Raw genomic sequence first — 26,393 nt, forward strand, 5'->3', positions numbered from 1 at the left:
AAATAATTATGCAAAAATACTACTAATTGACTCCCCAAAAAAGTTTTGCGTAAAGCCTTAATTTGCTTGAAGAAAAAGTCATAAACAAAAATCCCCGATTAAAATTAATCGGGGATTTTTTAATAAGGAATCGGGAATTATTGTCTTCTTCCGCCTCCTGAAGCTTTATTATTTTGAGGAATATCGCGGTTCATTTCTTCCAAATCAACCGGACGTTCTGTTGAATCTCCAATCAAATATTTTGCAAAATAATCGCTCATACCCCAGAAGAAATACTCAGTCATATCGCCAAACCCATGTCTTTGTGTAGGCAATAACTTCATATCAAAACGCTTATTGGCTTTAATCAGTGCATTGGCTACACGCATCGTATTTGCCGGATGCACATTGTTGTCAATTTCACCATGGAACAACAACAATTTACCTTTTAGGTTTTTAGCCAAATCCGGGTTTTTATCAATATTGTATTGGAAAGTTGTATCCCCTTTCTCACTGATAATTTCTTTAACACCGTGGTGTTTCTCACTCCACCATCTGTTGTAAATAGCATTGTCATGGTTACCGGCAGATGATACAGCCACCTTAAAGAAATCAGGATACACAAGTATGGCCGCTGTACTCATGAAGCCTCCACCAGAGTGACCATGAATACCCACACGATTAATATCTAAGAATTTATGTCTATCGGCCAATTGTTCAGCTACTGCTTTCTTGTCTGCCAATCCATAATCTCTCAGGTTACCATATCCATAGTTGTGATACCACTTACTTCTGCTTGGATGTCCTCCTCTGTTACCTAAAGTGATTACAACCACTCCTAGCTGCGCAAGACGGTCAGTTCTATCGAAGCCTCTGCTGAAACTAGTATTCACCGCTTCTGTTTGAGGACCTGGATATACGTATTCTACAATCGGATATTTCTTGGAACTGTCAAAATCGAAAGGCTTGTACATTACACCGTATAAATCGGTAATGCCATCATCCGCTTTGGCCTTGAATATTTCCGGAAACTTATAGCCTGCTGCAAACAGACTACTTAGGTCTGCGGTTTCCAAATCCATAATTTTTCTACCATCTGCCGCCAATAGCACTGATTTAGGAACTGTATTGACTCTGGAGAAACTGTTCACCAGATAACGCTTATTATCATCCATGGAAGTGCTGTGATCAAAATCTCCGGGAGTTAATAGCTTAAGTCCTGTGCCATCAAAGTTTACACGATAAGCGTGAAGGTAGTACGGATTTTCACCAACCTCTTTGCCATTCGCTGAAAAATACAACACTCGGGCTTTTTCATCAATAGCAAGAATATCTTCTGCATGCCAAGGCCCTGATGTTATTTGATTTTTCAATTTACCATTCTCATCGTATAAATAAAAATGTCCCCAACCATCATCTTCACTCCATTGAATCAATTCCTTTCCTTCGTTCACCAAACCGATTCTTCTGATTTCCACATAGGTATTCATTTGTTCTTGAATTAATGTTTTAGCTGTAGCCGTTTTTACATCCACTACTCCAATATCAATTCTCTTAAGGTCGCGGCTGGTTCTGCTGAAATAAAACTTATCAGCGGTGCCTAACCAGATATTAGCTCTTCCTTCATCATCGCGGCTGCTCACTTTAGATGGAGCACTCCATACATTGACTGTCTGATCTTTGTACATTCCTGTACTAATTTCTCTCATCGACTTATTACCTACTTCAAATAAACGCATGTATTCTACAGGGGACTCCTTTTCGCCCGGCATCCAGTATTTGTAGGTTTCCAATGTTGGTCTTGGTTCTGCGATACTATTAATAACCCACAAATCTTTCACTCGTCTGCTGTCAGTTATATTGACTACAAAATATTTGGAATCTGGCGACCATAAAATAAAAGCAGGTCTTCTAATTCCCTTGTTCTTTTCTTTTTCTACATTGGTTTCTCCGTTTCCGTTGCTATGATATCCAAAGTTTTCAACTCCATCTTTGGTTAATTGTGTTTCCACAATGGTAGAATCCTTTTCGTTTACCAATGCTTTCTTATAACTAGCCCAGTCCATTGACCATAAATTGTTGTTGCGGCCAAAAATGACGATGGAACTGTCAGGAGCTATACTTGCCCACATTGGCTTACGCTTTGTTTTTACTGGATCTGTAATTTCAACCAGCTCACCGCTATTAATATTGTATTCAAAATAGAACACTTTTTTCTCCATTACAGGTGGTGTTCCTTTTTTGGCAGCTGTATCCTTCTTTACAACATCTTTAGTGGTCTTTACTTCAAAGCTGATCCAGTTTTCATCACGGATAAATTTCATGCTATCGATGTTCAGATGCTGAGCATCCATTGGATCATCGGTAATGCGGGTTAGCTTAGCTGCCATTACAGCATTATCAAACAATAATTTTTTCTCACTCTTTGCTGCATCTACGATGTACCATTTCTTCCCCTCACTGGTTTCATACATATACCAGAAACGATCAGACTTCTTAAGCCAATGTGGATCCACATTTAAGCTGAAAACCATTTTCTGAACTTTGTTTGGAGAGAACCTGGCAGCCAATTCATAATTGGCCTTGGTTATTGGTGTTTGTTGTGCCAATAGCGTACTGCTGAACAGCATTATCGCTAAGAATTGAAATAGTCTCATATTCGTATAATTGGTTTTGGGAACCTAAAATAACTCTTTAACCGATTAATAATAAACCATTTATCAAATAATCGGTGGATAGCTTTACTTTGCGGTAAAAAGGACAATGCACCATACCTTCCAGCCAACTCTGGCCTATGCTACCGAAATGGATCAGCAGGATCCACTGAATTATTTCCGGAGTCAATTTCATTTTCCTCAGCATCAGGGGAAAGATGTTATCTATTTCTGCGGAAACTCATTGGGTTTACAGCCGAAAAATGCGGCAAAAGCATTTGAAACAGAGTTGAATACCTGGCAGGAATTGGCAGTTGGTGGATATTTCAATGGAACGAATCCGTGGTTGTATTACCAGGAGTATTTAAAACCCGCATTGTCTAAACTCGTGGGCGCAAAAGAAAGTGAAGTAAGCGCCATGAATGCCCTTACAGTCAATCTTCACTTATTAATGCTAAGCTTTTACAAACCAACTCCAGGCAGGTATAAAATCATCATGGAAGCAGGCGCATTTCCGTCTGATCAGTATGCGGTAGAAACGCTGGTTCGCCACTTTGGTTTAAATCCAGATGATACCATAATTGAAATACAGCCTTTGGATGGTTCCAAAACATTAACTACACAGCAAATTACAGATGTTATTAAAGCAACGGGGAGTCAGCTTGCCATGGTTTTGTTTGGTGGAATCAATTATTATACTGGACAGTATTTTGATCTTGCAACTATTACAAAAGCTACACATGAAGTAGACGCCATTGCAGGATTTGACCTTGCACATGTAACTGGTAATATTCCACTTAACCTTCATGATTGGGAGGTTGATTTTGCGGCCTGGTGTAGCTACAAATATTTAAATGCCGGACCTGGCGCTACAGGGGGGTATTTTATTCATGAAAAACACGTTACCAATTCCTCAATGAACCGTCTGGCTGGTTGGTGGGGTAATAATGAATCTACCAGATTTAAAATGGAAAAGGGATTTATTCCCAAGCAAGATGCTAGCGGCTGGAATATTAGTACGGCTCAGGTTTTTAATATGACGGCACTTAAAGCTTCGCTAGAAATAATAGACAAAGCTGATATACATGCGTTAAGAGAAAAAAGTATTGTACTTACCAATTATCTGGCTTACTTACTGCAGCAGTTAACGAATATCAATTTTGAAATCATTACTCCGGCAGACCCTGCACAGAGAGGCGCACAGTTATCTCTCTATTTTAAGGAAAAGGGAAAGGAAATTCATTCCAAAATGATTGAGAGTGGTATAATTGTAGACTTTCGTGAACCGGGTGTTATCAGGGTTGCTCCTGCTCCCTTGTATTGTGGATTCACAGATGTGTATCGTTTCTATGAAATATTAAAAACCAACTTTTAATGCAGCATATAAACAGTTTTCTTGCTTTGGGTGACTCTTACACTATTGGTGAAGCTGTTCCAATTCATGAGTCGTTTCCTTATATAACCACTCAATTACTAAGAAAGAAAAAAATATCCATATATGCCCCGGAAATAGTTGCTAAAACCGGATGGACAAGTTCAGAACTTGCAGAACATTTGCTGCATACCCAGTTAAATCATCACTACGATTTTGTAAGTCTGTTAATTGGTGTTAATAATCAATATAGAAATTTATCAGTAGACAATTTTTTAAATGATTTTGAATTTCTGGTAAAAAAAGCGATTCATTTTGCATCAGGCAAAAATGAAAGAGTCATTATTTTATCTATTCCGGACTGGGGATGCACTCCTTTTGCAACAGATAAAAACAAAGAACAGATAGCAAAGGAAATTGATGCTTTCAATATTGTTTGTAAACAAACTGCCAAGCAATATCACACAAACTTCATTGATATTACTACTGAAACAAGGGAGTTTTCATTAGAACCCAAAGCCATTGCATCAGATGGCCTTCACTTCTCTTATGAAACACATTTAATCTGGGCAAAAAAAATGGCAAATGCCATACAGCAAATACTGGAATAAATCAACGGTTGCTCAAATAGGTAGCCATTTCTTCCTGATATGCTTTTGCAACAGATTTTGCTTTATCAGCAAAGTCCTCTCCTTCAGAAGCATAAATAACTGCCCTGCTTGCGTTTACAAGCAATCCTGCATTTTTATTTAATCCAAACTTGCTTACTGCTTCTAAGCTTCCACCCTGAGCACCTACTCCGGGAACCAATAAAAAATGTTCGGGAACGATACTTCGGATATTTTCAAATTCAGTTGCCTGTGTAGCACCAACCACAAACATTAGATTTTCTGGTGTTCCCCAGGTTGCTACTCTGCCTATAACATGTTCGTATAATCTTTTGCTGACTGCTCCCTGCGTTATATGGGGTACCATCGTGAGCGATTCATCATATTCCTCCAACAGTAGTTGTTGAAAATCGTTACTGCCAATATTAGAAGTGAGCCCTAGTACAATCGTCACTTTATTTTCGTACTCCAGAAAAGGACGAATACTATCCTCTCCCATATATGGTGCTACAGTAATGGCATCAAAATCCATTGCTTCAAAAAATGCCTTGGCATATTGTGTTGAGGTATTACCAATATCACCTCGTTTGGCATCAGCAATAGTGAAATGCGTCTTGGGTATAAATGACAAAGTTTCTTGCATAATCTCCCATCCTTTTAATCCCATTGATTCATAAAAGGCTGTATTGATTTTATAGCTCACGCAATGCGGTAGAGTTGCCTCAATAATGGCTTTATTAAACCTCAGCATCGCATCTGGCTTATCTTTTAAATGAACTGGCAACTTTTGAAAGTCGGTATCTAATCCTACACAGAGATAAGACTGTTTGTTCTGAATATGTTGGCTTAATGATGTAATGGTCATAAAACGAAATTAATGGTTCTTTTTGAATTGAATGAATGAAGCTATATTTGAATCCTAACGATTGAATATGGAAAAAGAACCCATGTATTATGGAAGCTATCTGCAATTGGAAAAAATCATTGAAAGTCAATACCCGGTAAGTTTTGAACCTGGAAATGAACCAGCTCATGATGAAATGTTGTTTATTGTTATTCATCAGGCATATGAGCTATGGTTTAAGCAGATTCTATTTGAAATGGACTATTGCATGGGCGTATTCCAAAAAGAAAAAATCAATGACAATTCAGAGGACTTAAACCTGGTAAGACACCGGTTCAAGCGAATCATAAAAATTATTGAATTACTGAATCAACAGGTTGGCATCTTGGATACTATGACCCCTATGGATTTCCTGGCATTCAGAAACTTGCTTACTCCTTCATCCGGATTTCAGAGTAAACAGTTCCGTTTAATTGAAGCAAGACTTGGATTGGTGCTTGAAAAAAGGCACCAGAAAGACTATTATAAACGAACCAATGAAGGTGGATTTACGCAGAAAGATTATCAGGATATTAATCAGACAGAAGAAAACAAAAATTTACTTCAACTCATTAATGACTGGCTCGAAAGAATGCCGTTCTTTCATTCGGATTACTGGGAACAGACCGGAGAAAATCTTCCTGAAAATCATCCATTCTGGAGCGCTTATCGTGAAATATACCTGAGCGGACTTTCTGAAAGAGAAAAAAACAAGTCTGTTGATTTTGATGCAATTTTCTTCCATCTGTATCCTTCCTATTTCAGTGATGAACAGAAGGAATTTCTTTCAACAAGTTTCAGTCCCGCAGCTATGCGTGCCGCCTTATTTATTATGTTGTACAGAGACTTTCCTGTCTTCCAGACTTCTTACCAGATACTGGATGCTCTGATTGAGATTGACCATCTTATGAGTAACTGGAGACACAAGCACCTGATAATGGTTAGAAGAATGATTGGTATGCGTGTGGGAACCGGAAATACTTCCGGCGCTGGTTATCTGGAAGGTGCTTTAAACAAGCATTATGTTTACCGAGACTTGTCTGGCCTTTCTACTTTCTTAATTGAGAGAAGAAAACTTCCGAAACTACCCGCAAGCCTGATACAGTTCCTGGGATTCAATTTGTAAAGGATTACTTCAATTTACGGGCTACCATTACCATTCTGGGAGAATGCTTAACGTCATAACTTCCCAGCTGATAGTCACCAAATACCTCAGTAACCTGCATATGATGATAACTCAGCATATCTGTGAAATCGCCTAAAGAAAATTTGGCAACCTTCTCTGTATACAAATGCATGGGCTGCAGGTGATCCTTGTCGGTGATCTGAATCTGTTTAAGAAAATGAGCTTCTGTTTGCCATTTTGTTATATGAAATTTAACGTCGTTTACTTCTATTTGTAGACTTGGTACTAGCTGCTGCTCTACATAGTGAACATTCATATAATCAATAACCAGTGTCCCTCCCACTTTTACACTGTTTGCCATCATTCGAATGGCATTATCATGCTCTCTTCTGGTTTTAAAGTAACCAAAACTGGTAAAAAAGTTAAATGCAAAATCAAAGTAATTGATGCGAAACAGCTTTCGCATATCATGTTGATAAAAATGTAGAAGATCTGACTCTGCTAATTTAGCGTCTTCAATAGAGGCTTCAGAAAGATCAATACCGGTAATATCAAAACCAAGATTTGCAAGCACCATACTATGTCTGCCCTTTCCACAGGCAATATCAAGCATCTTTGACCCTTTTGACGGATTCAAATAAGAAATCAGGGTTCTAATAAACTGCTCAGCCTCTGTCTCGTCCCTGTGTTGATATAATAAATGGTAGTATGGCGAATTAAACCAATCTTTAAACCATGCTCTGTCTGCCATATTGATGTTTAAACGGCAAAGGTAGCGCTCCAAAGCATACAAAAAATTTGAATTATATTCGCCGCCGTTTAAGTGATATTATATGGCATTAATTAAGAGTATTTCAGGCATTAGAGGCACAATCGGGGGACAACCAGGCGACACACTAAGCCCTCTGGATATAGTAAAATTTACATCGGCATATGGCACTATGCTTAAGAATGCGAACCGAGCCAATAAAAAAATAGTGATTGGCAGAGATGGCAGGATAAGCGGATCCATGGTTCAGGGACTTGTTGCCAATACATTGATTGCATTAGGCTTTGATGTAGTAGATCTTGGCTTAAGCACTACTCCAACCGTTGAAATGGCTGTAGTGATGGAAAAAGCTGTCGGCGGGATTATTTTGACAGCCAGTCACAATCCTAAAGAATGGAATGCCTTGAAATTATTAAATGATAAGGGCGAATTTATCAGTGGTTCAGAAGGCAAACAATTGCTTGAAATAGCACAGAATGAAGCATTCAGCTACGCAAAAGTAGATGAATTGGGTACAATTACTCCAGGCACGAATTTGCTTCAAAAGCATATTGAAGCCTGTGTTAACTATCCTTTGGTAAATAAAGAGGCTATTGCGGCCGCCGATTTCTCCATTGTAATTGACGCCATCAACAGCTCTGGTGCTATTGCTGTACCTGCATTACTAGAGGCGCTGGGTGTTAAAAAATATACCATCCTTAATGCAGAAGTGAATGGACAGTTTGCACATAACCCGGAACCACTTCCAGAGCACTTAAGAGATTTGTGCAATGAAGTAATCAAACAAAATGCTTCCATGGGTATTGCTGTTGATCCTGATGTGGACAGACTTTGCTTTGTATGTGAGGACGGCAACTTATTTGGGGAAGAATATACACTGGTGGCAGTTGCTGATTATATGTTAAAACACAGAAAAGGCAATACTGTTAGCAATATGAGCAGCACACGTGCACTAAAAGATATTACACTAAAACATGGTGGTGAATATACTGCAAGTGCAGTGGGTGAAGTGAATGTTGTTACTAAAATGAAAGCAGTGAATGCAGTAATTGGTGGCGAAGGAAACGGAGGCATCATTGTTCCGGATTTTCATTACGGAAGAGACGCTTTGATTGGCATTGCCCTATTCCTTACTCATCTGGCAATGGAGAAAAAAACAGTTAAGCAGTTGAGAAGTAGCTATCCAGATTATTTCATGAGTAAAAATAAAATTGAACTGAGTGCTGATGTTAACTTGAGCTTTATTTTTTCAAAAATCAAGGAGAAGTACAGCAAACACGAGATCAATGAGGAGGATGGACTTAAAATTGAATTTGACAACGACTGGGTTCATTTAAGAAGCAGTAATACAGAGCCCATTATTCGCATTTATGCAGAAAGTAATAGTGAAACCGTCGCCAACAATATTGCCAAACAATTAATGAAAGACATTAAAGAAGCAGCTGGAAAATAAAACAATTACAATGGAAAGAATTTATCTGGACAACGCAGCCACCACTTCACTGGATCCCGCGGTTTTAGAGGCCATGATGCCTTATTTGACTAAGCATTTTGGGAACCCCTCTTCAATTTATTCCTATGGGAGAGAATCCAGAATGGCGATTGAAAATGCTAGAAAATCCGTTGCTAAAATCTTAAATGCACACCCTGCAGAAATTTTTTTTACCAGTGGAGGTACTGAAAGTAGTAATACAGCCATTACTGCTTCTGTAAGAGACCTTGGGTGCAAACATATTATCAGTTCTCCTATTGAACACCATGCTACCAGTCATACAGTTGAGTATTTATATCATAATGGTGAAGCAGCCTTAAGCTATGTTAAGTTGCTACCCAATGGACATATTGACCTGGAAGATTTGGAAAACTTACTTGCTGAAAGTGAAGAAAAATGCCTGGTTACCTTGATGCATGCCAACAATGAAATTGGCAATATGATTGACTTGCACGCAGTGGGTAATTTATGTAAAAAATATCAGGCAATCTTTCATAGCGATACCGTTCAAACGGTTGGACATTTCCCTTTTGATTTAAGAAACACACCAGTACATTTCATTACCGGCGCGGGTCATAAGTTCCACGGGCCTAAAGGTGTTGGGATGCTGTACATTAATGAGAATGTAAAAATAAAGCCCTTTGTGCACGGAGGAAGTCAGGAAAGAAATATGAGAGCTGGCACAGAAAATTTGTATGGAATTATTGGTTTTGCAAAAGCACTGGAACTAGCTACAGAACACTTTGAAAGCGAAAGCAAGTACATCAATGAATTGAAAATGTACATGATGCAGGAATTGCAGAAGCAAATAACTGGCGTTGCATTTAACGGCGACCCAACAGGGAAATCGTTGTATGCTGTATTAAGTGTAAGCTTTCCTAAAACAGAGAAAAGTGAAATGATTCTGTTTAACCTAGACATCAATAATATCTGTGCCAGTGGAGGAAGTGCCTGCACCAGCGGCGCCGATCAGGGTTCACATGTAATAAGGGCCATCAACAATAACCCGAATCAGGTTACAGTACGCTTCAGCTTTAGCAAACACAATACAAAGGCTGAATTAGACCAAGTGATATCCAAGCTAAAGGAGTTGATTTAAAAATCATCATCTTCTTCTGATTCCAACTGACCAAAATTCATCATACTACCCATTAAATCATTGAAGCTGATTTTACCATCAATTGATTTTTTGCTAATCAGGGAGTAAGCTGCCAAACCATGTAGTACAAACTCCATTAGCAAGGCGTTTTCCTGGTTATTAGCCAGTGGATAATGTTTCTTAATCAAAGCATACAAGCCTTCCACCTGATACAAAGTTTCAATTTTCTGTTGGTCATTCAAATCATTCAACAACTCTAAATGATTGCCATTATTAAACCAGCGTGTGATTGACTGATAAGGACTTTCAGTAACTGTTGATTCTTCTGTAGATTTTTTGCCTGTTGGTTTTCTTTTTTTACTGGTTTCAGGATTTGGAAAATACTGTACAAATAATTGTCGCATAGATTTTTCAATCAGATTTACTGCAACCTGATAGGGTCCCTCCTGCTCTCCTTCATATACCAGTTCTATTTTACCTGTAATGGCAGGAATTATTCCAACCAAATCACTGATCCAGACCTGTGTTTTCTCTTCCTGATTAATAAGCAACCTTCTCTCAGCGGCACTCACTGCATTTTCATAGGCTGCGATGGTAAGTCTTGCACTAACCCCACTCTTACGATCTACATATTCATTGGATCTGGCTTCAAAAGCCACTTGTTCAATGATTCTTTTTACCAAATCACTTATGGCAATCTTTTCCTTTTGAACAGGCAAAATTTGTGCTTCCTGTTCAGTGATGGCTAATGAGTCTTCAATTTGCTTGGGGTAATGTGTTAATATCTGGCTTTCAATTCTATCTTTCAAAGGCGTAACAATACTACCGCGATTTGTGTAATCTTCTGGATTAGCTGTGAAAATAAAAACAATATCTAAAGGCATTCTTAGTTTAAATCCTCGAATTTGAATATCACCTTCCTGTAAAATATTGAACAAAGCCACTTGTATGCGGGCTTGCAGGTCCGGTAATTCATTGATTACAAAAATCCCTCTGTTACTTCTTGGTATAATTCCGTAATGAATTACTTTTTCATCAGAAAAGCTCAATTTTAAATTAGCCGCTTTAATGGGATCAATATCACCAATCAAATCAGCCACACTCACATCAGGCGTTGCCAGTTTTTCTCCATACCGTTTGCTTCGATGTATCCACTCAATAGGTGTTTCATCCCCTTGTTCAGCAATTACATCTAAAGCATAACGACTCATAGGCTGCATTGGGTCATCATTAATTTCAGAACCTGCAATTACTGGTATGTATTCATCCAGCAAAAAAGTCATTTGACGGGCCATTCTGGTTTTGGCCTGACCTCTTAAACCCAGAAACAAAATATTATGCTGACTTAGTATAGCTCTTTCAGTATCAGGAATTACGGTGTCTTCATATCCAATGATACCTTCAAAAGGATTTTCTTTGTCCCGTATTTTCTGAATAAGATTATCCCTGATTTCCTGCTTCACCGATTTAGATTGGTATCCACTGGCTTTTAATTGTCCCAGAGTAAAAATATCTGTATACTTAAATACCTTGTTCTTTTTCATTTAGAATACATTTTTTCTTTTTCCACTTTCAAAATCCTTAAATATAAATGAGCCCAGTTTATCCAATGAAGCAAAATAAGCTTTGCCATTATTCATTTCTGTAAATTCTTCTACAAATTGCTGCAGATAGGGATCCGATGCAATCATAAATGTTGTAATTGGAATCTTCAACTTTTTGCACTGCGCAGCAAGATTAATGCAGCGATTCACTACTTTTCTATCTAAGCCAAAACTATTTTTATAATATTGATTACCAATTTTCAGGCAGGTAGGTTTACCATCTGTAATCATAAAGATTTGCTTGTTTGGATTCTTTCTTCTTCGCAACAAATCCATAGCCAATTCCAAACCGGCAACAGTATTGGTATGATAAGGTCCTACGGTAAGATAAGGAAGGTCCTTGATTTCAATACTCCATGCATCGTTTCCGAAAACAACAATATCAATCGTGTCTTTTGGGTATCGTGTTGTAATCAGTTCGCAAAGCGCCATGGCCACTTTTTTAGCAGGCGTGATGCGATCTTCCCCATATAATATCATGGAATGGGAAATATCAATCATCAACACAGTGGATGTTTGTGTTTTGAAATCTGATTCCCGAATTTGCAAATCATCTTCCTGCATAGAAAAAGACTCTACCCCCCTATTAATCTGGGCGTTTCTTATACTTTCGGTAAAATCAATCTGTTCCAGCATATCCCCAAACTGAAATGGCCGTGTATCGGCACTGGCTTCGTCCCCCTGACCTGTTTTAAAGGTTGAGTGGTTACCCTTATCGGCTTTCTTTAGTTTCCCGAATATTTCTTCCAGACTTTTCTTGCGAATGGTTTGTTCTGATTTGGCAGTTATCTGAAAACTACCATCGGCTTCATTCTCTTTCAGATACCCATTCTTTTTTAAGTCCTCTATAAAATCGCCCATACCATATTCATCATCAGTAAAATGGTATTGCTTATCTAGCTCATTCATCCAACTCAGCGATTCTTCTGCACTTCCATTGGTATACACCAGTAACTGCGAAAATATATGCAGCAACTGAACAAATTTGGATTGTTCGTTCTGTGCAGGATTGAAGGAAAAAAACTGATAGCCAATCATAGAATTTATTAACAGTAATTCAACCATTAAGTTCAGGCTTTTCATCCATAGTTTTCATTTTTGTATCGAAATACAAGGATGAGGCATATACGCAACAAAAAAATCGTCCCGTATTCAGGACGATTTTTTATACATTTAAATAGACTATTTACTACTATCTCTGGGAGCCATCAATTTCCCTGGTATCTGTATGGCCGGATTATAGACAGTTTTCATCCTTTCCATTCCTTCCATATATCCTTCTGCAATACGCTTTTCATCTTCCATCATTTCCGCTTTTCTACCCGTTAAAGAATTGTAGTATTTAATCTGCTGCTGTAAATCTTTTGTAACAGATTTGGATACTTTTTCTATAAGCGCTTTATCATCCGCCATATAGCAGGCTTCCAGGAACATCAATGAATTCCTGTTATGCATATTGCCTCTACTTACCATACCGTAAGGGAAGTTTTCTTCATCCATCAACTGATCTACTTTCTGTAAAGCTTTTCTAGCATCTTCCTTACGACCTTTTGAAGCCAAGTCAATAGCCAGCTCTGTATAAGCGGTACGGATACTATTAAGGTGTCTCCTGTTTTCTTCGTCAAAGTAAACCCCCTTTACATTGGCATTCCCTGCTACAAAAACATTCATTGCTTTAGTTAGCATCCAGTCAGTGTTCACTTTTGAACCCTGAACAGGCACCAGACGATGACTGAGTCCATCTCTTCTGAGGAACTCATCAAATCCAAGATCCACTTGTGGATTTGTAAAGTAGATAGGGCGTTTCCATTTATTAGCAGCTATGATATTTAAAACGGCCATATCGTTCTTCATCATGGAACCCTTTGGCAATTCAAATCGCAATTCTGCAACTACACTATCATTTGCATTTACTGTTTTGTTAGCTAAAACATCAGTGGCATTTACCGGAACAGAGAATTTACGAACAGGGAAAGTACTTAAGGCTTCTCCATTCCCTCTGTCTTCCATATTTACCGGATCATCACTTCCTACATAATTCTTCATCAAATCATATAAGTCATAGTAACGATCTTCGGGAATATTGGGCTTGGGTCTATACAAAGCATAATCCCTTTTACCACCCTCAATTTGTTCTGCAGACCAGATCACATCTATTGGGTCACTCTGGTTTACCTTATAGCGGAGTTGATTAATGTACCAGTCAATACCTAACAAACTGTAGTTGATTACACGAATATCAGGACGAATCCCTTCTACTTCCTGTGCATACCACAAAGGATAAGTGTCATTGTCTCCAAAAGTGAATAAAATCGCATTCGGAGCGCAACTTTCCAGATAGTCTTTGGCTAAATCTCTCGCCAATACTTTTTTGCTCCTATCGTGGTCGTCCCATTCTTGCTGTGCCATAAGTGCTGGAACAGCCAGCAAGCAAATAATTGTTGCCAGACTGGCTGCCATTGCAGGTTTTAATTTCTTTTCTAGGTAGGAAGCAATGGCCATTACTCCTAAACCAATCCATACCGCAAAGGCATAAAAGCTTCCCACATACGCATAATCCCGTTCACGTGGCTGATTACCTGCCTGATTCAGATACAACACAATAGCAAAACCAGTGAAGAAAAACATTAATAAATTGGTAAATGCGTCGTCTCCTCTTTTTTTACGGTGATAAACAAATCCAAGTATTCCGAGTATAAAAGGCAGTGCAAACAACTTATTATTTGCTTTGTTATTTTTAAGGGAATCAGGCAATTGAGACTGATCGCCATAAATCAAATTATCAACAAATGAGATACCTGTAATCCAGTTACCATCTCTTACATTTCCGGTATACACACCTTGTATATCATTTTGCTTACCAGAAAAATTCCACATAAAATAACGGAAATACATCCAGTACACCTGATAGCCTACAAAGAACTTCACATTGTCTACCTGATTAGGAGCCCTTTCATACGTACCATCTTTTAGTTTAGGGATATTTAAGAAAGCAGAGTAATAATACGCATGGTACTGATCGTCACTTGCATCCCAGACTCTTGGAAAAACCATTTTGTCTTCCGCATTATACACATACTTTTTATCCTGACCCACTTCAATGTATTTATCGCGGGCTTTTTGGTAACGCATTCCTGTATTTCTTAAGTCTACAGGTTGTGCGGTAAATTTCTGACCATATAACAATGGAAAATCTCCATATTGTTCTCTTCCCAGGTAGCCTACCAAACTCATTGGATTGTCCACATTGTACATATCCACTGAAGGATTGGCGCTACTGCGAATCATGGTTGTTAAATAGGTACTGTATCCGATGAACATAAAGCTGATACACCAAATGGCCAGCGTTAAATAAGGCCATGCACGCTTTGCAGCCACTCTTAAACCCTGCCATAATAGTACAGCAACCAAAACAAAGAAAAGTGTAAATCCGGTAAAGAAGGGCAGTCCGGCTCCGTTAACCAACCAGCGATCAAATGATCCCGCCAGTTTAATAGAATACTGAATCACTCCTACCTGAACTACGCCTGTTATAATACAACCAATAACAAAGAAAATATAAACTCCTCCGAAATAGGCTTTTTGCTCAGGCTTCCATTTTTCTATCAGGAACAGGAACCCTACACCCAATAAAGTGGCTAAAATCATTAATCCGGCAACTGTTCCGTCCATGCCCACATTATCAGTAGCTTCAGCAGCTGCACCTACCAATGCGCCGAAGAAAGCCAACACACCTCCTATAATTACCAGTTTGATAAACCAACTACGGATAAGTTCATAATTAAAGTTTTCACGTTTTTTGAAATAATAAACCATAACAATAGCTGGAATGGTTAAAAGGTTTAGCAAGTGAACACCAATAGACAGTCCCATCATAAAGAAGATGAAAACAATCCAACGGTCTGCACCTGGTTCATCGGCATGATTTTCCCATTTCAGAATTGCCCAAAATACAATCGCAGTAAAGAAAGAGGAAAGCGCATAAACTTCACCTTCTACAGCACTGTACCAGAATGAATCACTGAAAGTGTAGGCCAATGCACCCACTACTCCAGCCCCCATAATACTCCAAATCTGAAAACCGCTAATGGTATCAGAAGTTTTAACTCGCATGATTCTGCGGGCAAAATGGGTAATGGTCCAGAATAAGAACAAGATGGTAAAAGCGCTCGCCATGGCACTCATCATGTTTACTGCTTTTGCAGCACTCATTGGATTGTCTCCGAACAATATGATAAAAATTCTACCTAGAATAACAAATAGAGGGGCGCCCGGAGGATGGGGTATCTGAAGCTTGAAACAGCTACTTACAAACTCACCACAATCCCATAAGCTTCCGCCCGCTTCCGCAGTAAGTGTATAAACCATGCTGGCAATTGCAAAAACCAGCCAGCCAATAATGTTATTAATCTTGTTAAACTGCATATTTGTTTTGGTTTTTAAAGAGGGACAAACATAACTTATTATAGGTGAAATTTGAAATAGATTGAGGGGATTCGGCCATTTTAAGAAAGTTTTTACACCTGAAATTCAAGGACTTTGAATTCAACAGATAGCCGATTAATTGTAAAGCGGTTATATCAAATGCCTGTCTTAACTTTGCGGCCGCATGAATCAAAAACAAACCGTAGCATTTCACACCCTGGGCTGTAAGCTGAACTTTTCTGAAACCTCCACGCTAAGCAGGTTAATGGAGAAGGAAGGATTTGAAAAAAAGGACTTTGATGAGGTTGCGGATGTGTATGTTATCAACACCTGTTCCGTTACGGATAATGCAGACAAGGAATGTCGCCAGATAGTGCGCAGGATTCAACGCAAAGCACCAGAAAGCTTTGTAATCATAACAGGCTGTTATGCACAGCTAAAGCCAAAGGAAATTGCGAGTATCCCCGGAGTAGACCTGGTATTAGGCGCTGCCGAAAAATTCAATATAGCAGAACATATCGGGAATCTGACCAAAACCAACGACCCTGCTAAAATTTGCAGTTGTGATATCAGTGAAGTCAGTGGATTCAATGCCTCTTTCTCACAGAATGACAGAACCCGAACATTTTTAAAAGTACAGGATGGTTGCGATTACAACTGTTCCTTTTGTACAATTCCAATGGCAAGGGGTAAGAGCAGAAGTGACAGCATTGCCAATGTTATCAAGAATGCCGAGAAATTGGCAGCAGACGGAGTAAAAGAAATTGTATTGACCGGCGTTAATCTCGGGGACTTCGGAAAAGGTCCTGACGGGGAAAAACAGCATTTAGAAAGCTTTACCGATTTGGTAAAAGCATTGGACGAGGTAAAAGGAATAGAACGGTACAGAATATCTTCCATAGAACCGAATCTAATTACCAATGAGTTGATTGAATGGGTAGCCAAGAGCGACCAGTTCATGCCTCATTTTCACATTCCCCTTCAAAGCGGATCAGACAAAATACTGGGGCTGATGAGAAGAAGATACAAGCGTGCTTTGTATGCCGAAAAAGTGGCACTGATAAAAGAACTGATGCCGCATGCAGCCATTGGAGTAGATGTGATTGTGGGATTCCCTGGAGAATCGGAGGAAGATTTTAAAGAAACCTTTGATTTTATTCACTCGCTGGATGTCTCCTATTTACATGTATTTACCTATTCAGAAAGAGACAACACCAAGGCACTAGAAATTCAGCCCGTTGTACCTATTTCAGTAAGAAATGAACGCAATAAAACACTTCGGAATTTGTCTTATATGAAGTTGCAGTATTTTACCCAGCAACATACCGGTACCAATCGTCCTGTTTTATTTGAAGCATTTAATAAAGAAGGTATGATGGAAGGATACACTGATAACTATATCAGGGTAAGTACACCATTCAGAGCAGAATGGGCCAATCAAATTGTAGACTGGAAACTATAACCACTGAACCAACTCATTATTTCACTGTAAGAAAAGTGGCCGGGAACTCTACAATCATTACCTGACCAAGACCTTGAAGCTGTACATATACTTTCTTCTTTCCCCCCCTTACCACAGTGCCTTCCTGATCCATAAAAACGCCATAATTAACTTTCACCAAATCACCACTGGAAAAGCCTTCATCTGAAATAATTGTGATTCTGGCATCTTTTTCTGCAAGGTATAATTTGATATTTTCCACTTCCTCATCTTTAATAACAGCAGGTTTCCCCAGATAATATACAAAGTTGAGGGCGCCATCGGTCATTAGTACTTTGGATCGTTCAGTGTCATCAATGCGAACAAAAACATAGGATTTAAAAAGAGGCTCTTCAACAATTTTTTTTCGATCAGACCATTGTCTTTCTACTTTTTGCAAAGGACACCAACTCTCTATCCCTTTTCTTATTAAAACAGAATCAATTTTCTTTTCCCATCTGGGTTTGGTGTAAATGGCGTACCATTTTTTGGTTAGTTTATTTTCCATTTTCTCTCGGGATCATACTGTCTGTTAAGCTAATCAATTTCTTGCTGTTGCTGAATGGTTTTCAGACAATTCCTGAATCACTTTCACTCCTGCATCAATGTGCAGATCATGCTTTAATAATTTTAACCACTCCTGATAACGAAGCCCTTTATTTTTGTCAGGATTATTATAAAATTTATCTCTGTCCGCTTCCATTGCCTGAACATTCAACTCATTCTTCAATTTAAGCAAAGTGTTATTTTGATTTACAGTATTTGTAATTCGTTTTTGTATTTGCTTAAACTGATCAATCTGAAGGTTTATGGGGTTATCATTATTGGCAGTTAACCATTTCAAATTATCCTGCAATAATTTCAAATTAGGATCAGAAACAATTCTGTTCTGTTCTCTTTTAATGATTTGATCCAACTGACCGCCTGTTCCCCCATTCCATAACTGATAACCGGTTTGCGGAATGGCATCCCAAGGCAGAGAATTCGGATTGTCTTTTTCCCTTATTTTCAGATACTCATACGTATCTGGCATAATGATATCCGGAACAACACCTTTTAGTTGTGTGCTTCCTCCATTTACCCTGTAGAATTTCTGGAAGGTTAAGCTTACTGCTCCAAACTCGGTTCTGCTGCTGTAAAAATCAATGGGTCTGCCAAAAGGTATTGGTCTTTGTACTGTTCCTTTTCCATAAGTAGAACTACTACCAATTACAATGCCTCTCTTGTAATCCTGGATAGCAGCAGCAAAAATTTCACTAGCGGAAGCACTCAGTTCATTCACCATAACAGCCAATGGTCCATCATATAAAACCGATTCGTCATTGTCTCTCCAGGTTTGTTGATCTACTCTGCCATCTCTTTCCTTTACCTGAACTACAGGCCCAGATGGGATAAACAACCCAACCATTTTAACTACTTCCAGTAAGGAACCACCTCCATTGTTTCTGAGATCTATAACAATTCCTTTTACTTTCTCTGCTTTTAGTTTTTTTACTTCTTCTGCTACATCCTCCGAGCATTTAAACCCATTCTTATCTTCAAAATTAGCATAGAAATCAGGCAAGGCGATGTACCCTATTTTATCATTGCCCTGCATAACAATAGCACTGCGAGCCAACCCTTCATCTTGCTCTATTTTCTCTCTGATAAGTGAAACCGTTCTGGTAGTACCATCCTGCTTTTTAAAGGTGATCCTTACTTCTGTACCCTTATCACCTCTTATTAATTTAACCGCATCTTCTGTTCCGTAACCACTCACATCAACAGGTTCGTTAGCACCTTGTGCAACTTTAATAATAATATCTCCTGCCACAATTGCTCCGGATTTCCAGGCAGGGCCTCCCGTAACAATACTAGCTATTTTAATACCGTTGTCATCCTGTTGTAACTGAGCACCTATTCCATAAAACTGGTTGCTCATTCTCTCATCAAATGCTCTTTTCTCAACCGGTGGATAATAGTCCGTATGCGGATCCATTAAATTGGTAATGACATTGATAAAAGAATTGAAACGTTGTTCTTCGGTAAAGGTTGTTTTGATGCGGTTGAAAGTACGGTCCATCATTTTTAGCACACTGTTTCTGGCATTGAGTTCTAGACTGTCATCTGGCAATACCCTGAAACTATCCTTGCCTTTATTTTTTTCCCTCTCTTCCTGTAAATCCACAAATCGCTCCAATGTATAATATTTGAGCTTTTTTCTCCAGCGATCCTTTCGTTCTGCATCTGTTTGTGTATAGTTCAATTTTTCGCCATCCAGTTGCACTGATTCGTTTACTGAAAAATCAAATGGGCGAGAAAGTATTTCTTTGTAAAATCGGACAGTTTCGTCTACACGTTTTGTATAAATAGCACTAACAGCAGGCTGAAATTGCATAGTTGCCCCATGGATTTCATCATCAATGGTTGTCTCCATTTTCTTGAGCCCGCTTACATCCGCTGCTGTAAAAAGGCTTTTGTCTCCATCCAGCTGATCAAGATAGCCCTTGAACACTTTTTTTGAAAAATCATCATTGATTTTTTTAGGACTGTAATGTTGTTGTTCTAACAACATTCCTACTGTATTTAAAAGTCTTTGCTGCTGTGCTATTTTTTCGTTGGAATCTGCTCCGTTTATGCTTCTAAAGGCAATAAAAAGTGAGCCAAATAATACCAGAGCCGTTAACACTAACCCTTTTCTACTCTTCATAAATTGCTTGAATTTTTGCATGGTCTTCTCAAAAATAACCCAAAATAAGATGCTAATTGCAACTACATTTTCAATTAACAAAGGTTTGGATGAAGTTTTTTTAAAAAATATTTCCTACTTTTGCCGTCCACAAAAACGGAGGGCGTAGCTCAGTTGGTTAGAGCGTCAGTTTGTGGCACTGAAGGCCGGGGGTTCGAGACCCCTCGCTCTCCCACTTAAAACCTATAAAGCGTATGTTTTATAGGTTTTTAAATTTAAAAGCATGAGTCTTATTTACCTGATACCCTTTATTTCAGCTTTTATTGGCTGGTTTACCAATTGGGTCGCCATTAAAATGCTTTTTCATCCTAAAGAACCGGTAAAAATTCTGGGAATCACTTTCATTGGGATTTTTCCCAAAAGACAAGCGCAGTTTGCCGAGAAACTGGGCAAATTGGTAAGTGCAGAGTTGCTCTCTTTTCGAGATATTGAAGAAAAAATTACCAACCCTAGCAATATGGAGGCCCTGCTCCCTCAGATAGACGCCCATATTGACCATTTCTTAAGAGTAAAGCTGGCTGACCATATGCCCATCATCAGTATGTTTATTGGCGATCAGACCATTACCCAGATGAAGACGGTTTTTATGGCAGAATTACAGGAATTATTTCCAGACTTAATGAAATCTTATATGAATCAACTGCAGTCTCAATTGGATCTAGAAAAAATTGTGATTGAAAAAGTAAAGGGATTCTCTTCTGATAAATTAGAGCAGATATTAAATGATATTATGTCCAAAGAATTTCGATTTATTGAAATTCTTGGTGGTGTTTTAGGATTCATCATTGGTATTATTCAGGTAATCATAACTATGATTGCTTAGTCACCGACGGATTAAATGACCTATTCGCCGATTTTGTTAAACTTTATCCACTCAGGCTTGTCATATTACCGCTTATAAAATGGGAGATTCTTTCCCCATGAGTGTAAACCAACTTTGCAATTAATAATAATGATGAATATGCGTAAATTTTTAGGAATTTTTCTTTTAGCCGGGATGATCATGGGTCATGCCAAGGCACAAATGCCCCCAATGATGGGTGGTCGAGGTGCCGGAGCAGGTGCCAGCCAGAACATGAATATTGGTCATTTTTATGGTAAAATGGTAGATAGTAAAACCAACAAGGGAATTGAAGGTGTAACCGTACAGTTGAGAGGTAATAAATTTGATACCGTTTCAAAAAAAATGAAAGAAGCAATTTTAGGTACTGTTATTACTAAGTCTAATGGTGATTTCAGCTTTGAAAACCTCCCCCTTTTCGGATCATTCAAATTAAACGCTACAGCACTCGCTTATAAAACAATTGACCAGAGCATTTCTTTTGGTATCAAAATGCCATCCGGAGGTGCCGGCGGTGGTAATATGCAGCAGATGATTGGTATGGCAGATAAAGACTTGGGGAATATCAAAATGGAAGAAGATGCCACCAATCTGGGGAATGTTACAGTAACAGCATCTACCAAGCCACAATTTGAATTGGGCATAGATCGTAAAATTTTCAATGTAGACAAGAACCTGATGGGATCTGGTCAAACTGCCACTGAATTAATGCGTAATATTCCTGCTTTAAACGTAGACATTGACGGAAATGTTACTTTAAGGAATGCTGCTCCAACTTTGTTTATTGATGGAAGACCTACTACCATTACTTTGGACCAGATACCATCGGACATTATTGACCGTGTAGAATTGATTACCAACCCTTCAGCTAAGTTTGATGCTTCCGGCGGAAATGCAGGTATTTTAAATATCGTTTTGAAGAAAAATAAAAAAGTGGGTTACAATGGTGGCATCAGAGCTGGTATTGATTCTCGTGGTATGTTGAATGGCGGAGGAGATATCAATTTGCGTCAGAACAAATTGAACTTTACCGGTAGCGGTGTGTACAACCAGCGTAAATCAATTTCTGAAGGTATTACAGACAGAAACAATTTATTGGCAACGCCCAGTAGCATATACAATGTGCAAGATGCCACGAACAAAGGATATTTTGCTTTCTTCAGAGGTGGAATTGATTATTTTGTTGATAACAGAAATACGATTTCAGTAACTGCGAATTACAACAGAGGTCAATTTGATAATGACCAAACACAAAGAGTTGACTCTACCATAAAAAACATTCCAACTTCTTATTCAAATATTGGTACGCAGTCTACCAGCAATTTCAGGAACCTAGGTACTCAAATTAGCTATAAACACAATTTTGCAAAGAACGGACACAATATTTCCTCTGATTATAACTACAATAAAAGTACCAATGATAACTTTTCAAACATTGGAAACTTTACTTACAACTTGAATGGAACACAGAAAGGAAATCCATTGTTGCAGCGTGGAATAGGATCTGGCGGAACTACAAACCATACATTCCAGATTGATTATGAAAATCCGCTTACTGATGATACTAAATTTGAAGCTGGCGGCCGCTTTGCTATCAGAGACTTTAATAATAAACTGGATCAATTCCGTTTTAATCAATTTACAGGTCAGTATGAATTGATTCCATTAATAAGTAGCCGTTATAAATACACTGATGCAGTGTATGCCGCATACAGCACTTATAGCTTTAGAGTAAACAAATGGAGTTACCAACTGGGCTTAAGAGCAGAAAGCTCTAACTATACGGGAACTTTACTAAATTCAAAAGGTGCTGATTCTGCCACTTTCTCGGTGAAGTTTCCATTAAGCTTATTCCCTAGTGCATTCATAACTTATAAAATTGATGAGAAGCAGGATTTTCAGATTAACTATTCAAGAAGAGTTAACAGACCCAACTTCTTTCAGTTAATGCCTTTTCCGGATTACTCAGACCCTCAGAATATCAATATGGGAAATGCAGGTTTAAAACCTGAATTCACCAATTCATTTGAAATGAGCTGGAACAATGCTTACAAAAAAGGTTCTAACTTTTTGGTCACTGCTTTCTTCAAGCATTCTACCAATTTGATTACACGCTATGTATACAGAGATGCCAACGCGCTGATACCAGGAGATAGTGCATTTTTCAGCACATTTATTAATGCAAACAGTGCTAGATCCTTTGGCTTGGAATTAACCAATAAAACTTCGGTTAACAGCTGGTGGGAAATGACAGTGAACCTGAATATTTTCAACTCCAGGATAAATGCAACTGTTCCTGGTCAACCTAACTTGGTACAGGCACAATGGAGTTGGTTTACCAAGATGAACAACACATTCAAATTAGGCAAAGGTTTTTCAATTCAATTGAGTGGAGATTACCAGGCTAAAACTGTATTACCACAGAGCAGCGGTGGTGGTGGCCGCGGCGGTGGCGGCGGTGGTGGAATGATGTTTGGCGGTGGCCCTCAGTCAGGTGCTCAGGGGTATAACCTACCCAGATATGGAGTAGACCTTGCCATCAGAAAAGAGTTTACCTGGAAAAATGGGAAATCAGGCAATTTGACACTTAGCATGAACGATATATTCAGAACACAATTGTTCCAGAGTTATTCTGAAAGTTCATTCTTCAACCAAACCAACCAACGTAGAAGAGATCCACAGGTTTTACGCCTGAATTTCAGCTACCGTTTTGGAAAATTTGACGCAAGCTTATTTAAACGCAAAAATACCAAGGCCGACCAGAGTGGTGGTATGGATATGATGCAGCAATAATTTTAGTTTTAGTTTTAGTTTAAGAGAAAGGCCCTGGTTTCTACCGGGGCCTTGTTTTTTTAGTTATATCTTAAGTTTATTTTCTACCATTAGCAGGATTGAATTCAATAAGCTGAAAAGGTGCTAATCTGTCTTTCCCTGTAACATAGGAACAAAAGAAAACTCATCAAACAATTCTTCCTGTAATCTTCCGTCAGATAGTTTGGTTATGCGCATCATTCTTTGCGCTTCTCCTTCGTTTACAGGTATCACCATCATACCTCCGGGTTTTAACTGTTCAATTAGCATGGGGGGAACAAATGGAGCGGCTGCAGTGATTAAGATTTTATCAAATGGAGCATACGTAGGCAACCCCTTAAAACCATCCCCGAAAAAAAACTTGATGTTGGGATAATTTCTTTTGAAATGATAGTATTCCTGCTGCTCTTCATATAATTTTTTTTGCCTTTCGATGGTGTAAACCCATTGAGGTCCCAGCTCTGCCAGAATGGTTGTCTGATAAATACTTCCAGTTCCAATTTCCAATACCTTATCCCCTTTTTTGATTTGTAGCAACTGGGTCTGATAGGCTACAGTATAAGGATGCGAAATAGTCTGATCTGCAGAAATTGGGAATGCACGATTTTCATAAGCAATTTCATCAAAAGCAGATTCCAGGAAAAAATGCCTGGGTATCTTATTCATTGCTTCCAAAACGGCTTCATCCGTAATGCCCTTTTCACGCAAGGTTTCAATCAACTTCTTGCGCATCCCTTTGTGACGATATGTATCAGAATAGTCTCGTTTCTTTTGCATGCTGCGAATATACCATACTATTTTAGGTTCATACTATGGATAATTCCATCAATTCTATTTTCAAGTTCTTTTTGCTTTTCATCAAATTCTTCGCGACTTGCTAAATTTGTATTAACACTGAAATAAAACTTGATTTTGGGTTCAGTACCTGATGGCCTTGCAGAAATTTTACTTCCGTCTGCTGTTATAAACTGAAGCACATTGCTTTTGGGAAGTTGTATTGGCCAAGTCTCTCCGGTTTGTAAATTCTTACCCACTTGCAATTGATAGTCCAATAAAGTGGTTACTGCAGATCCATTGATGGAAGATGGCGGATTAGAACGATATCCTTCCATCATATCGGCAATCTCTTTTTGACCATTCATTCCTTTCTTAGTAATACTGATGAGGTTCTCATAATAGAAGCCGTATTGAATATAGAGGTCAATCATTTTATCAAACAAGGATCTGCCCTTATTCTTTTCATAAGCTGCCATCTCGCACATCAAAGCAACTGCACTTACAGCATCTTTATCTCTAATTTGATCACCTATCATTAACCCAAAACTTTCCTCCCCTCCGATTACATAGTTTTCTTTGCCTTCCAGTTCTTTAATTTTTTCTGCGATCCATTTAAAGCCGGTTAATACATTATAGCAGGCAACATTATTTTGTTTAGCTACTTCATTGATCATTTCAGTAGTTACAATGGTAGATACAACCATATCATTAGGTTGGGCAATACCTTTTGCTTTTCTCGCTTCCATCATATATGCAAATGCCAATACAGCTGTCTGATTCCCATTCATCAAAACCCATTCACCTTTATGATTCTTTACTCCAATGCCTACACGATCAGCATCAGGATCTGTTCCCAATAAGATATCTGCATTCAATGCACGGGCTTTATTTAAACCAATACTCATGGTTTCACTTTCTTCCGGATTGGGATATTTTACTGTCGGAAAATTTCCATCGGGAGTTGACTGTTCTTCAACTATATGAACATTTTCGAATCCGAAAGCTTTTAAGACTTTAGGCACCAATGTTATGCCTGTTCCGTGTATGGGAGTATACACTATCTTCAAGTCTTTCTGCGCAGCAACAACATCAGGATAGACACTCAATTCTTTTACCATGTTGATGTACTGGGCATCCAGTTCTTCCCCTATTATGGTAATATTGGCTTCCCCTCCACTCCACTTTACTTCATCTACACTTTTAATTGCTTCAACCTCAGTGATAACATTTTTATCGTGTGGCGGCACCAGCTGACCGCCATCATTCCAATAAGCTTTATATCCATTGTATTCTTTGGGATTATGGGAAGCTGTACAAACTACCCCTGCTTGACATCCCAGTTTGCGTATAGCATAGCTCAATTCCGGAGTTGGTCTTAATGCTTCAAACAAAAACACTTTAATACCATTAGCAGCAAAAACATTGGCAGTTGTTTCTGCAAAAAAACGGCTATTATTTCTACTATCGTGCGCAATAGCTAATTGAATAGCGGCATTCGGATAGGTTTTCTTTAAATAATTGGAAAACCCCTGGGTAGCCATACCAATGGTATACTTATTCACCCTGTTGGTACCAACGCCCATTAAACCTCTTAATCCACCTGTACCAAATTCAAGATTTCGGTAAAACGCATCAGCCAGTTCATCGGGTTGATTGGCTTGCAAAGCCAGTATTTGATTTTTGGTTTCCTGATCATAATTGCCATTTAACCAAGTGTTTACATTAGCCTGTATTGCTGCGTCCAT

The 26,393-nt window shown here is 38.6% G+C and carries 18 protein-coding genes and 1 tRNA gene; 9 read left to right on the forward strand and 10 right to left on the reverse strand.

Features of this window, described 5'->3' with window-relative positions; genetic code table 11:
* Positions 1–137: 137 nt before the first annotated feature.
* Positions 138–2,636, reverse strand: a complete 2,499-nt coding sequence (locus TEGAF0_RS03515) for a S9 family peptidase (protein WP_264900091.1) — start codon at positions 2,634–2,636, stop codon at positions 138–140.
* A 106-nt stretch (positions 2,637–2,742) separates the two neighbouring features.
* On the opposite strand from TEGAF0_RS03515, the gene kynU reads away from it, so the two are divergent.
* Positions 2,743–4,008, forward strand: a complete 1,266-nt coding sequence (gene kynU, locus TEGAF0_RS03520) for a kynureninase (RefSeq protein ID WP_264900092.1) — start codon at positions 2,743–2,745, stop codon at positions 4,006–4,008.
* A complete protein-coding gene (locus tag TEGAF0_RS03525; RefSeq protein ID WP_264900093.1) occupies positions 4,008–4,616 on the forward strand; it encodes an SGNH/GDSL hydrolase family protein in 609 nt (202 codons plus the stop codon). Before kynU ends, TEGAF0_RS03525 begins: the two co-directional genes overlap by 1 nt.
* A gap of 1 nt (position 4,617) precedes the next feature.
* Here the strand turns inward: TEGAF0_RS03525 and pyrF are convergent, their stop codons facing one another.
* Complete coding sequence (gene pyrF / locus TEGAF0_RS03530; protein WP_264900094.1) at positions 4,618–5,478, reverse strand: orotidine-5'-phosphate decarboxylase; 861 nt, start codon at positions 5,476–5,478, stop codon at positions 4,618–4,620.
* 67 nt (positions 5,479–5,545) lie between these two features.
* On the opposite strand from pyrF, the gene TEGAF0_RS03535 reads away from it, so the two are divergent.
* Positions 5,546–6,622: a tryptophan 2,3-dioxygenase gene (locus TEGAF0_RS03535; RefSeq protein ID WP_264900095.1), complete on the forward strand. Its 1,077-nt coding sequence runs from the start codon at positions 5,546–5,548 to the stop codon at positions 6,620–6,622.
* A 4-nt stretch (positions 6,623–6,626) separates the two neighbouring features.
* Here the strand turns inward: TEGAF0_RS03535 and TEGAF0_RS03540 are convergent, their stop codons facing one another.
* Complete coding sequence (locus TEGAF0_RS03540; protein WP_264900096.1) at positions 6,627–7,373, reverse strand: class I SAM-dependent methyltransferase; 747 nt, start codon at positions 7,371–7,373, stop codon at positions 6,627–6,629.
* Positions 7,374–7,455: 82 nt separating this feature from the next.
* On the opposite strand from TEGAF0_RS03540, the gene glmM reads away from it, so the two are divergent.
* Together glmM and TEGAF0_RS03550 are read left to right on the forward strand one after the other, a co-directional pair.
* A complete protein-coding gene (glmM, locus tag TEGAF0_RS03545) occupies positions 7,456–8,844 on the forward strand; it encodes a phosphoglucosamine mutase (RefSeq protein ID WP_264900098.1) in 1,389 nt (462 codons plus the stop codon).
* A 10-nt stretch (positions 8,845–8,854) separates the two neighbouring features.
* On the forward strand, positions 8,855–9,982 hold the full coding sequence (locus TEGAF0_RS03550; RefSeq protein ID WP_264900099.1) for a cysteine desulfurase family protein: 1,128 nt from the start codon (positions 8,855–8,857) through the stop codon (positions 9,980–9,982).
* On the opposite strand, the gene TEGAF0_RS03555 is transcribed toward TEGAF0_RS03550, so the two are convergent.
* From TEGAF0_RS03555 to TEGAF0_RS03565, 3 genes are all read right to left on the reverse strand, one after another.
* The gene (locus TEGAF0_RS03555) at positions 9,979–11,526 is read right to left on the reverse strand and encodes a sigma 54-interacting transcriptional regulator (protein WP_264900100.1); all 1,548 of its coding nucleotides are present in this window, start codon (positions 11,524–11,526) and stop codon (positions 9,979–9,981) included. The two genes, TEGAF0_RS03550 and TEGAF0_RS03555, sit on opposite strands and share 4 nt — an antisense overlap.
* Entirely contained in the window at positions 11,527–12,669 is a 1,143-nt protein-coding gene (locus tag TEGAF0_RS03560) for a vWA domain-containing protein (protein ID WP_264900102.1), read from the reverse strand.
* Between the two features lie 99 nt (positions 12,670–12,768).
* The gene (locus TEGAF0_RS03565) at positions 12,769–16,011 is read right to left on the reverse strand and encodes a glycosyltransferase family 117 protein (protein ID WP_264900104.1); all 3,243 of its coding nucleotides are present in this window, start codon (positions 16,009–16,011) and stop codon (positions 12,769–12,771) included.
* A gap of 184 nt (positions 16,012–16,195) precedes the next feature.
* On the opposite strand from TEGAF0_RS03565, the gene mtaB reads away from it, so the two are divergent.
* A complete protein-coding gene (mtaB, locus tag TEGAF0_RS03570; RefSeq protein ID WP_264900105.1) occupies positions 16,196–17,473 on the forward strand; it encodes a tRNA (N(6)-L-threonylcarbamoyladenosine(37)-C(2))-methylthiotransferase MtaB in 1,278 nt (425 codons plus the stop codon).
* A gap of 16 nt (positions 17,474–17,489) precedes the next feature.
* Here mtaB and TEGAF0_RS03575 read toward each other — a convergent pair whose 3' ends face one another.
* Together TEGAF0_RS03575 and TEGAF0_RS03580 are read right to left on the reverse strand one after the other, a co-directional pair.
* A complete protein-coding gene (locus TEGAF0_RS03575) occupies positions 17,490–17,999 on the reverse strand; it encodes a UpxY family transcription antiterminator (protein ID WP_264900107.1) in 510 nt (169 codons plus the stop codon).
* Between the two features lie 33 nt (positions 18,000–18,032).
* Positions 18,033–20,180, reverse strand: coding sequence for a carboxy terminal-processing peptidase (locus TEGAF0_RS03580; RefSeq protein WP_264900109.1), 2,148 nt, complete (start codon positions 20,178–20,180; stop codon positions 18,033–18,035).
* 138 nt (positions 20,181–20,318) lie between these two features.
* Between TEGAF0_RS03580 and TEGAF0_RS03585 the strand changes: the two genes are divergently transcribed.
* From TEGAF0_RS03585 to TEGAF0_RS03595, 3 genes are all read left to right on the forward strand, one after another.
* Positions 20,319–20,392 (forward strand) — tRNA-His (locus TEGAF0_RS03585).
* 50 nt (positions 20,393–20,442) lie between these two features.
* Complete coding sequence (locus tag TEGAF0_RS03590) at positions 20,443–21,042, forward strand: DUF445 domain-containing protein (RefSeq protein ID WP_264900111.1); 600 nt, start codon at positions 20,443–20,445, stop codon at positions 21,040–21,042.
* Positions 21,043–21,180: 138 nt separating this feature from the next.
* Positions 21,181–23,853 (forward strand): outer membrane beta-barrel family protein, encoded by a 2,673-nt coding sequence (locus tag TEGAF0_RS03595; RefSeq protein WP_264900113.1) that lies wholly within the window; start codon positions 21,181–21,183, stop codon positions 23,851–23,853.
* 123 nt (positions 23,854–23,976) lie between these two features.
* Here TEGAF0_RS03595 and TEGAF0_RS03600 read toward each other — a convergent pair whose 3' ends face one another.
* Together TEGAF0_RS03600 and TEGAF0_RS03605 are read right to left on the reverse strand one after the other, a co-directional pair.
* A complete protein-coding gene (locus TEGAF0_RS03600) occupies positions 23,977–24,648 on the reverse strand; it encodes a protein-L-isoaspartate(D-aspartate) O-methyltransferase (RefSeq protein ID WP_264900115.1) in 672 nt (223 codons plus the stop codon).
* Positions 24,649–24,665: 17 nt separating this feature from the next.
* Positions 24,666–26,393: a phospho-sugar mutase gene (locus TEGAF0_RS03605; protein ID WP_264900116.1), complete on the reverse strand. Its 1,728-nt coding sequence runs from the start codon at positions 26,391–26,393 to the stop codon at positions 24,666–24,668.

Origin of the sequence: Sediminibacterium sp. TEGAF015, from assembly GCF_025997995.1 — a bacterium.
Lineage (GTDB): Bacteria > Bacteroidota > Bacteroidia > Chitinophagales > Chitinophagaceae > Sediminibacterium.